At 74.0% G+C, this 13390-nt stretch carries 11 protein-coding genes; 3 read left to right on the forward strand and 8 right to left on the reverse strand.

Annotated elements, in window-relative coordinates:
* Positions 1 to 37: 37 nt before the first annotated feature.
* Together ACFWI4_RS26265 and ACFWI4_RS26270 are read left to right on the forward strand one after the other, a co-directional pair.
* Positions 38 to 679, forward strand: a complete 642-nt coding sequence (locus ACFWI4_RS26265) for a TetR/AcrR family transcriptional regulator (RefSeq protein WP_385405343.1) — start codon at positions 38 to 40, stop codon at positions 677 to 679.
* Positions 680 to 834: 155 nt separating this feature from the next.
* Complete coding sequence (locus ACFWI4_RS26270; RefSeq protein ID WP_387200710.1) at positions 835 to 1914, forward strand: DMT family transporter; 1080 nt, start codon at positions 835 to 837, stop codon at positions 1912 to 1914.
* Between the two features lie 37 nt (positions 1915 to 1951).
* Here ACFWI4_RS26270 and ACFWI4_RS26275 read toward each other — a convergent pair whose 3' ends face one another.
* The 8 genes from ACFWI4_RS26275 to ACFWI4_RS26310 form a co-directional block, all read right to left on the reverse strand.
* Positions 1952 to 3034, reverse strand: coding sequence for a Zn-dependent alcohol dehydrogenase (locus ACFWI4_RS26275; RefSeq protein WP_387200713.1), 1083 nt, complete (start codon positions 3032 to 3034; stop codon positions 1952 to 1954).
* Between the two features lie 10 nt (positions 3035 to 3044).
* Complete coding sequence (locus tag ACFWI4_RS26280; RefSeq protein WP_387200717.1) at positions 3045 to 4433, reverse strand: aldehyde dehydrogenase family protein; 1389 nt, start codon at positions 4431 to 4433, stop codon at positions 3045 to 3047.
* Positions 4434 to 4545: 112 nt separating this feature from the next.
* Complete coding sequence (locus ACFWI4_RS26285) at positions 4546 to 5892, reverse strand: ABC transporter ATP-binding protein (protein ID WP_385405332.1); 1347 nt, start codon at positions 5890 to 5892, stop codon at positions 4546 to 4548.
* A 286-nt stretch (positions 5893 to 6178) separates the two neighbouring features.
* Positions 6179 to 6868, reverse strand: coding sequence for a class F sortase (locus ACFWI4_RS26290; protein WP_387200721.1), 690 nt, complete (start codon positions 6866 to 6868; stop codon positions 6179 to 6181).
* A gap of 52 nt (positions 6869 to 6920) precedes the next feature.
* The gene (locus ACFWI4_RS26295; RefSeq protein ID WP_387200724.1) at positions 6921 to 7646 is read right to left on the reverse strand and encodes a hypothetical protein; all 726 of its coding nucleotides are present in this window, start codon (positions 7644 to 7646) and stop codon (positions 6921 to 6923) included.
* 209 nt (positions 7647 to 7855) lie between these two features.
* Positions 7856 to 10114 carry a molybdopterin oxidoreductase family protein gene (locus ACFWI4_RS26300; protein WP_387200727.1) on the reverse strand — a complete coding sequence of 753 codons (2259 nt, stop codon included), beginning with the start codon at positions 10112 to 10114 and terminating at the stop codon, positions 7856 to 7858.
* 225 nt (positions 10115 to 10339) lie between these two features.
* Positions 10340 to 10957 carry a TetR family transcriptional regulator gene (locus ACFWI4_RS26305; RefSeq protein WP_387200730.1) on the reverse strand — a complete coding sequence of 206 codons (618 nt, stop codon included), beginning with the start codon at positions 10955 to 10957 and terminating at the stop codon, positions 10340 to 10342.
* A gap of 347 nt (positions 10958 to 11304) precedes the next feature.
* Entirely contained in the window at positions 11305 to 11814 is a 510-nt protein-coding gene (locus tag ACFWI4_RS26310) for a hypothetical protein (RefSeq protein WP_387200733.1), read from the reverse strand.
* Positions 11815 to 12006: 192 nt separating this feature from the next.
* On the opposite strand from ACFWI4_RS26310, the gene hmgA reads away from it, so the two are divergent.
* The gene (gene hmgA / locus ACFWI4_RS26315) at positions 12007 to 13344 is read left to right on the forward strand and encodes a homogentisate 1,2-dioxygenase (RefSeq protein ID WP_387200735.1); all 1338 of its coding nucleotides are present in this window, start codon (positions 12007 to 12009) and stop codon (positions 13342 to 13344) included.
* Positions 13345 to 13390: the final 46 nt, after the last annotated feature.

Below are 13390 nucleotides of genomic sequence, written 5' to 3' on the forward strand. Positions count from 1 at the left end.
ACTGCTAGTTTCATGGTGCAGCCCTACTATGTGCGCCATGGCCCGACCGCGCAAGCCCCTCCTCAGCACCGACCGCATCGTCGAGACGGCACGGGAGCTGGTGGACGCCGAGGGCCTGGCGGCCGTCTCGACGCGCCGGCTCGCGGCGCAGCTGGGGGTGAGCGGGCCCTCCCTCTACAACCACTTCCGCACCAAGGACCAGATCCTGGAGGCGGTCGCGGACTCGGTGAGCGCGCAGGTCGAGCTGTCGATGTTCGAGGACGGCCGCGACTGGCGGACCGCGCTGCACGACTGGGCCGTCTCCTACCGCGCCGCCCTGCGCGACCACCCGAACATCGTCCCGGTCCTCGCGCGCGGGCCGGGCCGCCGCCCGGCCGGACTGCGGCTCGCCGACGCCGTCTTCGGCGCCATGGTCCGCGCCGGCTGGCCGCCGGCCCAGGCCACCTCGATCGGGGCGCTGATGCGGTACTTCGTCATGGGGTCCGCGCTGGGCTCCTTCGCCGGGGGCTTCGTGGACGACGAGAGCGCGTACGACCCGGCCGACTATCCCCATCTGGGGCAGGCGCACCTCCTGGCCGACCAGCAGGAGAAGATCGACGAACGGGCCTTCGAGACGGGGCTCCGCGCCCTCCTGGACGGCCTCGCGGTGCAGTACGCGGGGCTGGTCCGGGACGCCTGAGCAGGGGCCCCGGCGGCACCCGGCCTGCCTCCGATGCCGACCCCCGGGATCGGACCGGTGCTCGGCTCCGCGCTCGGGCCCATGCCGACCTGCGCCGACGTGCGCGTCCGAAATCCGCGAGCCCCGGGCACGGTGACCCGCCTAGCCTCAGGGGCATGATGAACACCTCCCCCGCAGCGCCCGCCGGGCGGCGCCCCCAGTTGCTCGCCGCCGGTGCGGCGACCGTCACCGTCGGGCTGTGGGCCTCCGCCTTCGTGGCGATCCGCAGCGCGGGCGCCTCCTACTCGCCCGGCGCGCTGGCGCTCGGACGGCTGCTGACGGGAGCCCTGGTGCTCGGCGCCGTCTGCGCCGTACGCGGTGAGGGGCTGCCGCCGCGCGGTGCCTGGCGCGGCATCGCGATATCCGGGGTGCTGTGGTTCGGCTTCTACATGATCGCCCTGAACTGGGGCGAGCAGCAGGTGGACGCCGGTACGGCGGCGCTGGTGGTGAACATCGGCCCGATCCTGATCGCCCTGCTCGGGGCCCGCCTGCTCGGGGACGCGATGCCGCCGCGGCTGCTGGCCGGGATGGCGGTGTCGTTCGCGGGCGCGGTCGCGGTGGGGCTGTCGATGTCGGGCGGCGGGGGTTCCTCGGTGCTCGGGGTCGTGCTGTGCCTGCTCGCCGCCGTCGCGTACGCCGCGGGGGTCGTCGCGCAGAAGCCGGCGCTCGGCCGGGCGAGTTCGCTCCAGGTGACGACGTACGGCTGTCTGATCGGGGCCGTGGTCTGCCTGCCGTTCGCGGGGCGGCTCGTCCACGACGCGGCCGCCGCTCCCCTCCCCGCCACCCTCGACATGGTCTATCTGGGCGTCTTCCCGACCGCGCTGGCCTTCACGACCTGGGGGTACGCGCTCGCCCGGACGAGCGCGAGCCGCATGGGCGCGACGACGTACGCGGTGCCGGCCCTGGTGGTGCTGATGTCCTGGCTGTTCCTCGACGAGGTCCCGGGGCTGCTGACGCTGGCGGGCGGGGTGCTGTGTCTCGCGGGCGTTGCGGTGTCGCGCTCCCGCCCGCGCCGCGGAACGGCGCAGACAGTGGCGGTGGCGCCGGCGGTGGCGCCCGGTCCGGGTGACGTAGGCGAACCGGGCGCGGCGAGCGGTGCGGACACGGCGTCCGGAGCGGGCGCGGCGAGCGGTGCGGGCGCCGCCGCCGGTTCGGCGGCCGCGCCCGCGCCCGACGCGTCCGCCGGGCCCGTCTAGAAGGAGACCTCTGGGGAAGCCGGTCCGTCCGGCCTGTCTAGAAGACGACGAGCGCCCGGCCGCCCTTGCCCGCGATCATGTTCTCGAAGGCCGCCGGGATGCCGTCCAGGGCGATGCGGTCGGTGACCAGGGCCCCCAGGTCGAGGCGGCCCGCGCGGACGTGCTCCGCGAGCACCGGGAGATCGCGCGCCGGGTCGGAGTCGCCGTAGACGCAGCCCGCCAGGGTCCTGCCCCAGTGGAAGATCTCCAGGGCGTTGAAGGTGACCTGCTGGTCCTTGCCGCCGATGCCGACGACCGTGGTCCGGCCACCGCGCCGGGTCGACTCCCAGGCCGTGCGGATGGTGACGGCGCGGCCCACGCACTCGACGGCGACGTCGACGCCGTGACCACCGGTCAGGGCGCGGATGTCACGGGCGGTGGTACCGGAGGCGACGACGAAGTCGGTGGCCCCCGCCTCCCGGGCGAGCTGCTCCTTCCCGGGTGAGACGTCGACCGCGACGATCGTCGAGGCGCCCGCGATCCGGGCGGACTGGAGGGCGGCGAGCCCGACCCCGCCGGCCCCGAACACGGCGACGGTCTCGCCGGGCTGGACCCGGGCCGAGTGGTGGACGGCCCCGTACCCGGTGAGGACGGCGCAGCCCAGCAGGGCGGCGTCGGTGAGCGGGATGCCGTCCGGGGCGGGCAGCACGCAGGACACCGGCACCACCGTCTCCTCGGCGAAGGCGGCGACGTTCAGACCGGGGTGGAGGTCGCTCCCGTCGGAGGCGCGGCGGGCGTACACGGATCCCGCGCCGGTGAGCGCGTTGGCGCACAGCCACACCTCGCCCAGCGTGCAGGCGTGGCAACTCCCGCAGGAGGGAGCCCAGTTGAGGACGACAGCCGAGCCGGGGGCGACCTGGGAGACCCCTTCGCCGACGGCGACGACGGTACCGGCGCCCTCGTGGCCGAGCACGGCGGGCACCGGCACCCGCATGGTGCCGTCGGACAGGGACAGGTCGGAGTGACAGACCCCGGCGGCGGCGAGTCTCACCCGGACCTGGCCGGGGCCGGGGTCCGGGAGCTCGATCTCGGCGATCTCCAGCGGGGCACCCACGGCGGGCAGGACGGCGGCGCGAACCATGCGAACGCTCCTAGAACTGGAGGGACTTGGTCTGGATGTACTCGGACAGTCCGTGGGCGCCGAGCTCGCGCCCCACGCCCGACTGCTTGTAACCGCCGAAGGGGGCGAGGGGGTTGAAGCGTCCGCCGTTGATGTCGACCTGGCCGGTGTCGAGCCGCCGCGCGAAGGCGACCGCCTCGGACTCCTCGCCCGCCCACACCGCGCCCGCCAGCCCGTACACGGTGCCGTTGGCGATCCGCAGGGCGTCCTCCTCGTCCTCGTAGCGCAGGATGGACAGGACCGGGCCGAAGATCTCCTCCTGCGCGATCGTCATCTGCTCGGTGACGTCGGCGAAGACGGTGGGCGCGACGAAGTAGCCCTGTTCGCGAGGTGATTCGGGGCCGCCCGCGACGATCCGGGCGCCCTCGGCGACGCCCTTCTCGATGTAGCCGCGGACCCGGTCGCGCTGTTTGGCGTTCACGACCGGGCCGATGCGGTCGCCGTACTTCGCGGCGGCCGCCGCGGCGAGCCCGACCGCCTCGTCGTAGCGGTCGGCCGGAACCAGCATGCGGGTCCAGGCGCTGCACGTCTGGCCGGAGTTGGACATCACGTTGGCGACGCCGACGTTGACGGCCTTGGCGAGGTCGGCACTCGGCAGGATGACGTTGGCGGACTTGCCGCCGAGTTCGAGGGCGACCCGCTTGACCGCGGCGCCCGCGACGGCGCCGATCCGCCGGCCGACGGCGGTGGAGCCGGTGAAGGAGACGAGGTCGACGTCCGCGTGCTCGGCGAGCGCCTGGCCGGCCACCGGGCCGAGGCCGGTGACCAGATTGAAGACGCCGGCCGGGATCCCCGCCTCGGCCACCGCCTCGGCGAAGAGCTGGGCGGTGAGCGGGGTGTCCTCGGCGGGCTTCAGCACCACCGTGCAGCCGGCCGCGAGCGCGGGGGCGACCTTCGCGACGATCTGGTGCAGCGGGTAGTTCCAGGGGGTGATCGCGCCGACGACGCCTACGGGCTCCTGGTAGACGGTCGAGTTGCCGACCTTCTCCTCGAAGGCGTGGGTCGCCGCCAGCTCGGCGTAGGAGCCGGCGACCAGCACCGGGACGCCCGCGTGCACGGACCGGGAGAACGCGAGCGGCGCCCCGAGCTCGGCGGTGACCGTCTCGGCGATCTCCTCCGCGCGGGCGGCCAGGACGTCCCTGAGGGCCGCGAGGCGGGCGGCCCGTTCGGCGGGCGGGGTCGCGGCCCAGGCGGGGAAGGCGGCCCGGGCGGCGCGCACGGCGGCGTCCACGTCCTCGGCCGTGCCCGCCGGAACCCGGCCGATCACCTGCTCGTCGGCCGGGTTCACGACCTCGATCGTGTCCCGTCCGGCCGCGGGGCGCCAGGCCCCGTCGATGTACATGCCGTCATGCGCCTTCATCGTGTTCCTCCCGGGCGGGGCAACGTCGTCCGGGACCTAAACTAGCGATGATAGTTTTGCGGCGCCAGGGCGACCTGCCGCGCGCGGGGTCACACCTGCGATCCCCGGGCCGTCACTCGTCCAGGTCGGGCAGCCGTTCCGGGGCGGGACAGATGCGTTCGCCGTTGTGGTCGAAGACGAACAGATGGGCGAGGTCCACCAGGAGCGGGATCTGCATGCCCTGGCGCAGTTCGATGTCGGGGGTGGTGCGCACCACGAGATCGCCGGGCAGCCGCCCCTCCGGCGGTGTGGGCCCGGGGTGGTCGGCCCCGTCGTCCGAGGGGTGGTCGAGGACGACCACGGGCCCCGCCCGCAGCGCCCCGGCGCGTCCCCGCAGCCGGTCGAGGACCGGGCGGCCCTCACGGCGCCGGCGGCGAGCGGGGCGGGTCGGGCGGGGGGACTCCAGCTCGGGCACGAAGGCGGGCCGCGAACCGGTGTTGAAGTGGACCAGGACCTCGTGCCCCTGGAACTCCACGTGCTCGACCAGTCCGGTGATCGCCACCTCGCCCGGCCGGGCCTCCGACGGCCGCGCGAGCCGTACGGCCTCCGAGCGCAGCCCGACGATCACCTCGCGGCCCTGCTGCACCCGGAGCAACTGATGGTCCAGGCACAGGGGTTCGGGCAGCCGCAGGAACTGCTTGCCGAGACTGATCGTCATGGCGCCGTCGAGCGGGGCCCGGACCAGTCCGCGCAGCAGGTTGATCCGCGGGGTGCCGATGAAGGCCGCCACGAAGACGTTCGCGGGCAGTCCGTAGACCGTGCGGGGCGTGCCCAGTTGCTGGAGGACCCCGCCGCGCATCACGGCGACCCGGTCGCCGAGCGACATGGCCTCGGCCTGGTCGTGGGTGACGTACACCGTGGTGGCGCCCAGGTCCCTGGTGAGCTTGGAGATCTCGGCCCGCAGATGGTTGCGGAGCTTGGCGTCGAGGTTGGACAGCGGTTCGTCCATCAGGAAGGCGGACGGGTGGCGCGCGATCGCCCGGCCCATCGCGACGCGCTGCCGCTCGCCGCCGGAGAGCTGGCCGGGGAAGCGGTCGAGGAGGTCCTGGATGCCGAGCATCCGCGCGGTGGCGTCGATGCGGGCCCGGGGGTCCTCGCCCGGGGCCTCGATGCGCAGCGGGAAGCCGATGTTGTCGCGGCTGGTCATGCTCGGATAGAGGGCGAAGTTCTGGAACACCATCGCCATGTTCCGCGCGGAGGGCGGCAGATCGTTGGAGTACTCCCCGTCCAGGCGCACCTCGCCCTCGGAGACCTCCTCGAGTCCCGCGATCATCCGGAGCACGGTCGACTTGCCGCAGCCCGAGGGGCCCAGCAGCACCAGGAACTCGCCGGGCCGGATGTCCAGCGAGAACCGTTCCACCACGCGGGGCCCGCGGGCGTACGACTTGCTGACGTGGTGCAGGGAGATGGCGCGTGTCATGACAGGTGCCCCCGGGGGCGTGCAAGGCGCTGGTGCTCCGCGGCCGGTCGTCCCGTACGGGTCGTACGGGACCTTGAGTCACGGAAGCTAACGGACCGCGCACGTCCGGGGGAAGACACGGGGCGGTATCGGACGGGCGGGTTCGGTACGGGCTGAAACGGACGATCGGATACCGGTCGGGGCGGAGACCGGGCGGTCCGGGCATTCCCGCCCGAACCCCGAAGCCCGGTCCCCGGACCCCGAAGCCCGAACCCCGGTCCGCCGTCCGGCCGTCCGGCCGTTCGGCTCAGCGGGCGCCGGGGCGCTCACGGACCTCGGTGAGGCGGGCGAAGGCGATGAGGTTCGCCGCGTAGCCGGTGCCCCGGTCGTAGGCACCGCCGCAGGTGATGAGCCGCAGTTCGGCGCGCCCCCGGTTCCCGTACACCTCCTGGTCGGGGAAGTGCGCCTTCGCGTACGTGCGGACCGCGTAGACCGTGTAGACGGCGGTCCGTCCGTCCTCGCGTCGCGCCTCGACGCGGGCGCCGGGACGGATCCGTTCGAGCGGGGCGAAGACGGCGGGGCCGGTGCGGGTGTCGCGGTGGCCGACGACGAGGGCCGTGCCGCGTTCGCCCGGGGTGGGTCCGTCGGTGTACCAGCCGACGGGTTTCGGATCGTCCACGGGCGGGGCGGCGAGCCGGTGTCCGCGGTCCAGCCGGAGACCGATGACCGGTGCGTCGACGCCCAGGGAGGGGATGCGCAGGGAGGCGGCCCTGGAGCGCGGCAGCGGGGCGGGCGGCTTCCCCGCCGCCCGGCCGGCGGGCGGGGGCGGGTGGTCCGGGCCGTGCGCCAGGCCGCCGGGGCGGGCGTCCGCGGCGTGCCCGCCCGGGGCCCGGGAGGCGGCGCCGTCGTCGCGCACGGCGCCGGAGGCCACCGTCCCGGCGGGCTCGTCGTCCCCCGCCCACCAGACGCCGCCCACCACCAGCGCGACGGTGACCACGAGGGTCCTCGACAGGCGGTAGGCGCGCGTCCGGTACCAGGGCCTCCGTCGTCTACGCGGCGCCATTGCTGCGTCGGCGCAGCCGCAGGAACACGACTCCGCCGGCCACTACGAGACCCACGGCCGCCGCACCGGCCACCGGGGAGAAGTTCTGCGCGTGGGCGAGGCCGCCGCCGCCCGCCGGAGGTCCTCCGTTGGGTCCGCCGGGGCCGCCCTGCTGCCCCGGACCGCCCTGCTGGCCGCCGGGAGCGCCGGTCCGGCTCGGGCTGGGCCGACCGCCCGGCCCGCCCGGACCGCCCTGTTGGCTGGGCGAGGCACTCGGTCCGCCGGTGGCGGACGGTGACGGGGTCGGGGCGCTGACGGGGCAGTCGACCTTGAAGACCTTGCTCTTGCCCGCGCCGTTCTCGCCCTGGAAGGTCCAGGTCAGCTTGTACTGGCCGTCGGGCAGCGTCAGATCGCCGGTACGGCCGCGTCCGGTCGCGGAGGTGAACAGCGTGCCGGCGAGGGTGGCGCCGCCCGCCACGTGGGGCTGCGTCGCGATCGACCAGGTGATCCGCTGTCCGCCGTCGAAGTCGAAGCCGTCGAGATAGAAGTGACAGACCTTCGGATCGTCCCGCTGGTCGTCGAACGCGGTGTTCGCGTCGTGGACCTTGACGTCGCCGTTGTCACCGGGGGCGGCGACCGCGGCCGGGGCGCCGAGGAGGGCGGTGCCGGCGACCGCGAGGGCCGCGAGGGCGCCGGCGCCGCGGCGTGGCGCGAGGTGGGACGAGGTGGACATGCGGGACTCCTCCGAGTCAGATGATTTTCATACAAATTTCAGGTCATCTGACTAGTTCTCACAGAAGATCCACAAAGGGGCGCAACTGCGCCCGGTCCCCGGTCAGGGACCGCTCGTCCGGCGCAACGACGCCCCCGGGCCACGCGGCTCGGGGGCATCGCTCCGGCCGGGGGGCCGGCTCAGCCGTCGGCGGGGGCCCCGAAGCCGGTTCAGGAGCAGGCCGTCAGCTCCACGGGTACGCCGTTGAGGACGGCCGTCCCGGACAGCGGGTCGAGCAGCGAGCCGTCGAGGAGCTGGTTGACGTTGACCCCGGGGTCCAGCGCGGCGTGGCTCATCCGGGTGCCGGGACGGTCGTGCCCCCAGCCGTGCGGAAGGCTCACCACTCCGCGCCGTACGGTGTCGGTGATCTCCACCGGGGCGGTCACCTCTCCCCCTGCGCCCCTCACGCGCACGGCCGACCCGTCGGCGAGCCCGAGCCGGGCGGCGTCCTCGGGGTGGATGTGCAGGGTGCAGCGGTTCGAACCGCCGGTGAGCGCGGGGACGTTGTGCATCCAGCTGTTGTTGGAGCGCAGGTGCCGCCGGCCCACCAGGACGACGGCCGCCGGGCGTTCCAGCAGCGCGTCCCGCAGTCGCGGCAGATCTCCCGCGATCGGCCCGGGCAGCAGCTCGACCTTCCCGCTGCGGGTCCTGAGCCGGCGCGGCAGATTGGAGGCGAGCGGTCCGAGGTCGATGCCGTGCGGGTGCTCCAGGAGCCGCTCCAGGGTCAGCCCGTCGGGGCGCGCGCCGAATCCGTCGCCGTAGGGGCCGAGGCGCAGCATCATGTCGAGCCGGCGTTCGGGGCCGTTCTCGCCGGTGAGGGCGGCGGCGAGTTCGCCGGGGTCACGCCCGTGCACCGGCGACGCGGGGTCCTGCACCGCCTTGCCGAGGGTGCCCTCGATAACCATCGTGTCCACGGCGGACGGGTCGGCGCCGTGCATTCCGGTCGCGGCCAGGACGAGCCGGGCGAGGATCTCGGTCTCCGCCATCCTGCCCTCCTCCAGGGGGACGACGGGGCGGTTGTAGCGGACCTGGTTGCGGACGGCGAGGGTGTTGAACGCGAAGTCGTGGTGCGCGCTGCGGGACGGCGGCGGCGGGGGCAGGACGACGTGAGCGTGGCGCGAGGTCTCGTTCAGATAGGGGTCGACGCTGACCATGAAGTCCAGTGATTCGAGGGCCTTGTCGAGGCGGAGGCCGTCGGGCGCGGAGAGGACCGGGTTGGCCGCGACGGCGATGACGGCGCGGACCGGGCTGCCGTCCTCGGTCGGGGTGTCGATCTCCTCCGCCAGCGCGGCCAGGGGCAGTTCGCCCTTGGCCTCCGGGTGCCGGCTCACCCGGCTGTGCCAGCGGCCGAGGGCGAAGCCCTTTCCGGGGCCGACCGGGCGGGGGGTCCGGTCGGTGGCGGCCGTGGGGAAGAGCGCTCCGCCGGGCCGGTCGAGGTTGCCGGTGAGGATGTTGAGGACGTCCACCAGCCAGCTGGCCAGGGTGCCGTGCGGGACGGTGCAGCTGCCGATGCGGCCGTAGACGGCGGCGGTCGGCGCGGCGGCCAGCTCGCGTGCCAGCTCCCTGATGGTCGCGGCGTCCACGTCGCAGGCCGCGCTCGCCGCCTCGGGCGTGAAGTCCCGCAACGCGTCGGGGAGTTCGTCGACACCCTGGACGTGCGGGGCGAGCGCGCCGAGGTCGACGAGCTTCTCCTCGAACAGGACGTGCGCCATCGCCGCGAGGAGCATGGCGTCGGTGCCGGGGCGGATGGCCACATGACGGTCGGCGAGCTTGGCGGTCCGGGTGCGGCGCGGGTCGATCACGGTCAGCGTGCCGCCGCGCGCCCGCAGCGCCCGGAGCCTGCCGGGGAAGTCGGGGGCGGTGCACAGACTCCCGTTGGACTCAAGCGGGTTGGCGCCGATCAGCAGCAGGTGGTCGGTGCGGTCCAGATCCGGTACGGGGATCGCGTTGGCGTCGCCGAACAGCAGGCCGCTCGACACGTGCTTGGGCATCTGGTCGACCGTGGAGGCGGAGAAGACGCTGTGCGTGCGCAGGGCGCCGAGCAGGACGGAGGGATAGAGGGCTCCGGCCACGGTGTGCACGTTGGGGTTGCCGAGGACGACCGCGAGGGCGTGCGGCCCGTACCGCTCCACGACCGGGCGCAGTCCGGCGGCCACCGCGTCGAAGGCCTCCTCCCAGGTGGCCTCGCGCAGTTCGCCGTTCTCGCGGACGAGCGGGCCGGCCAGACGGTCGGGGTCGCCGTCGGCGGCGCCGAAGGAGGCGCCCTTGGGGCAGATGAAGCCCTTGCTGAACACGTCGTCGCGGTCACCGCGGGCGCCCGTCACACGGGTGCCCTCGATGGTCAGCGTCAGTCCGCAGGTGGCTTCGCACAGGGGGCAGACGCGCAGCGCGGTTCGGGAGTCGGGGGTGGTGCCGGAGGTGCGGGACACGGGTCCTCCCGGAGGGACGGTGGCTTGGGCGCACAGGGACGCGGGCGAGCATACCGACCGGTACGCACGGTGGGGAGGGCACGGCGGGGGTCACGTCGGAATTCCGCGCACCGCCGCCCCTGCACCACGCCCCGCGCATCGCGGCCTGTGCACCACGCCCCGCGCTTCGCGGCCCCTGCACCACAGCCCTGGCACCCCGCCCCGGCACCGCGGCCGGGGGCGCGGCTAGTCGAGGACCCGGGACAGATACGCGCGCAGCAGTTCGCGTGTCTCCGCGATGATCCGTTCGTCCCCGTCAGGGTCGACGCGGAAGGCCAGGTGCACCAGGGTGTCGGCACTCTCCACGGCGACCAGGAAGCAGCGGCGCAGGTCTTCGTCCGGCTCCCGGTCGAGATAGCCGGAGAGCAGGTCGGTCAGGCGGTCGGCGACCCGGGTGTTGGGTTCGGCGTACCGGGCGCCGACGGGGATCTGATTGCCGAAGTCGACCAGGGAGAAGCCCGGGGCGGTCCGCTTCATGGCGAGGTACTCGTCGAGCACCGCGTCCATCGCGGCCCGCCAGCCGCCCCCGTCCGCCTCGCGCAGGCTCCGGGTGACCCGCTCGGTGTAGAGCTCCAGGTTGCGCTGGGCGAGCGCGTCGGCCATGGCCCGCTTGTTGCCGAAGAAGCGGTAGACGGAGCCGATGGGCACACCGGCCCGCTGGGCCACGGCACGGGTGCTCAGCCCGTCGTAGCCCACCTCGTCGAGGAGGTCGGCACAGGCGTCGAGGATTCTGGTCAGTCGTTCTGCGCTACGCCGCTGTACGGGCGCTCTGCGGAGCGGGGTCGTAGGGGGCACGCTCTTCATGATGCCTTTCCGCCGGGGCCGGGTGAACCTCACCCATCAGTACGCACCTGCGTGCCGTGGCCACTCATTTCCGGCGGGCGCCTACGTGCCGTGACCACCCATTTCCGCGAGTGCCCCCGTCCCGTGACCCCGGACTTCGGCGGGCACCCGCCGTCCCGTGACCCCGGATTCCGGCGGGCACCCTCCTCCCTCGTGGCCACGGACTTCGACAGGCGCCCTCCGCCCCGGTGACCCTGGATTCCGGCAGGCGCCCTCCGCCCCCGTGACCCCGGATTCCGGCGGGCGTCCCCGTGCCGTGACCGCTCCCCGGACCGCGGAACCGCCTCCCGCGAGCCCGGTCCCCGGTGTCAGCCCTCGGCGGCGGAGCCCGAGGCCGTGATGTCGGCCGTGCTCTCGACGGGCTTGTGGTGGACGGCCCACACGGTGCCGTCGTCCGCGTACAGCCGCGCGGTGACGTGATGGGTGCCGCGCGGGACCAGCCGGCCGGCCAGGCGGTACTCGGCCGTCCGCAGCCGGGCGACGGCGCGGCCGTCGACGTAGAGCCGGGCCACACCACGCCCCGCGACCGGCACGGTCCGTGAACCCGCGGGCGAGAAGCGGAAGTTGCGGACCGTGAGCCGCACGTCCCAGCCACCGGCGGAGTCCGGCTGGATCTCGATCGCGACCGCGGGCGCCCCCTTGGCGCCCACCTCGCGGAAGAGCCGGCCGTCCTCGTCCATCTCGTCGCCCAGGGTGCCCACGGGCGAGGTGGGGACCGTGGTCTCCCGCTCGTGCGCGTCACCGGTGCCGCAGCCCGCGGCTCCGCCGAGCAGGGCGCAGACCGCAAGCGCGGCGAGCAGTCCACACGTCCACCGCATGTCCGGAGCGTAGAACAGGGGCCCTCGTGGCCGGATCCCCCTGGAGTCGGGTTCTTGAGCCCCCGCGCACCCCCGTGAGGACTAGTCCCGTGGCAAATCCGGCCAACCCGCGCCGCGCACCCGGCGACCTCTTGCGCGGGGCGGGCCGGAATCCTACGGTGATGCATAGGAATCAGGCGCGAGGGAGCGATCATGAGCGGGGACGCGAGGAAGACGGCCGAGGGGCTGGCCCACCTCTCGGGATTCGGCAACGAGCACAGCTCGGAGGCGGTCCCCGGGGCCCTGCCGCACGGACGCAACGCGCCGCAGCGGGCCCCACTCGGCCTGTACGCGGAGCAGCTGAGCGGCTCGGCGTTCACCGAGCCGAGGGCGTCCAACCGCCGCTCGTGGCTGTACCGCATCCGGCCCTCGGCCGCCCACCCCGCCTTCGTCCGCGCCGACAACGGCGCGCTGCGGACGGCGCCGTTCACGGAGACCGTGCCCGACCCGAACCGGCTGCGCTGGAACCCGCTCCCGGAGCCCCCGGCCGGTACGGACTTCCTCGCGGGCCTGTGGACCCTGGGAGGCAACGGCGACGCCGCCCAGCGCACCGGGATCGCGGTGCACCTCTACCACGCCAACGCGTCGATGGAGCGGGTGTTCAGCGACGCCGACGGCGAGCTGCTGATCGTCCCGGAGCGCGGCGGGCTGCTGCTGCGCACCGAGTTCGGGCTGCTGCACGTGGAGCCGGGCCGGATCGCGCTGATCCCCCGGGGGGTGCGCTTCCGGGTGGAGCTGCTCGACCCGGTGTCCGAGGACGGCCGGGGCGGCGCCCGGGGCTATGTGTGCGAGAACTACGGAGCACCCTTCCAGCTCCCCGACCTCGGCCCGATCGGCGCCAACGGCCTCGCCAACGCCCGTGACTTCCTCGCCCCGGTCGCCGCGTACGAGGACGTCGAGGGCCCGGTCGAGGTGGTGAACAAGTTCTGCGGCAACCTCTGGACGGCGACGTACGACCACTCGCCGCTGGACGTCGTCGCGTGGCACGGCAACCACGTGCCGTACACCTACGACCTGCACCGCTTCAATGTGATCGGCTCCATCAGCTACGACCACCCGGACCCCTCGATCTTCACGGTGCTCACCTCGCCGTCCGACACCCCGGGGCTGGCCGGTGTCGACTTCGTCGCGTTCGCGCCGCGCTGGCTGGTGGGCGAGAACACGTTCCGGCCGCCGTACTTCCACCGGAACGTGATGAGCGAGTACATGGGACTCATCGAGGGCGCGTACGACGCGAAGGCGGAGGGCTTCGTGCCGGGCGGCGGCTCGCTGCACAACATGATGTCGGCGCACGGCCCGGACGAGGAGACCTTCCTGCGGGCCAGCGCCGCCGAGCTGAAGCCGCAGAAGATCGACGACGGCCTCGCCTTCATGTTCGAGACCCGCTGGCCGGTCACCGCGACGGCCCAGGCGGCCGGGGCGGAACACCTCCAGCGCCGCTACGACGACGTGTGGAAGGGGCTCGGGCGGCACTTCCGTCCGGCCGGCTGAACATCACCGGCCGTTGCCTTCCACGCCCGCGACCGGTACGGATACC

The sequence above is a fragment of the Streptomyces sp. NPDC127038 genome, from assembly GCF_042725875.1.
GTDB lineage: Bacteria > Actinomycetota > Actinomycetes > Streptomycetales > Streptomycetaceae > Streptomyces.